The 712-nt window shown below is 70.9% G+C and carries 2 protein-coding genes; both read left to right on the forward strand.

Annotated features, from left to right (window positions below):
- Positions 1-196 (forward strand): acyl-CoA dehydrogenase family protein (locus AC1DWF_RS34505; protein WP_476842978.1); only part of this gene is annotated, 196 nt, incomplete at its 5' end.
- Positions 193-712: enoyl-CoA hydratase/isomerase family protein (locus tag AC1DWF_RS34510; protein ID WP_476842979.1), on the forward strand; the 520-nt coding region annotated here is incomplete at its 3' end. The genes AC1DWF_RS34505 and AC1DWF_RS34510, both read left to right, overlap by 4 nt.

The raw sequence follows: 712 nt of genomic DNA on the forward strand, positions 1-712 counted from the left end.
CGCCAAGGCACGCGCCAGCGAGGCGGGCATGCTCGTCGCCCAGGCCTGCGTGCRGTTGCATGGCGGCATCGGCTACACCGACGACTACGATGTCGGCCTCTACATGCGCCGCGCCATGGTGCAGGCCCCTGCCCTTGGCGGTGCCGCCCTGCACCGGAAGCGCTTCATGGCCCTCGCGCCGGAGACCGAAGAATGAACGACGTGACCGACGCGCCCGTCATGCGCATCGCCGAGGAGCGCCACGGCGCCGTCCTCGTCCTCACCCTCGACTACCCCGCGCGCCGCAACGCGCTGGCCGTCCCGCTGCGGCAGGAGTTGGAGGAGGCGATCGAGCGCGCCAACGCCGACCGCAGCATCCGCTGCCTCGTGCTCACCGGCTCGGGCGGCGTGTTCAGCGCCGGCGGCGACATATCCGGCATGAACATCGAGAACCCGTATGACGGGCGCGAGCGCATGCGCCGCACGCACCGTCTCGTGCGGATCATGGCGCGCAGCAACCTGCCGATCGTGGCTGCCGTCGAGGGCTGGGCGGTGGGCGCGGGTCTTTCGCTCACGCTCCTCTGCGACACGGTGGTCGCGGCCGAGAACGCCCGCTTCATGGCGGGCTTCCACAAGATCGGCCTGATGGCGGACATGGGCATGCCTGCGACGCTGCCGGCCCGCATCGGCGTCGGCCGCGCGCGCGATATGCTGCTGCACCACACCCAATATC

The organism is Aminobacter sp. P4_D5 (assembly GCF_056401815.1).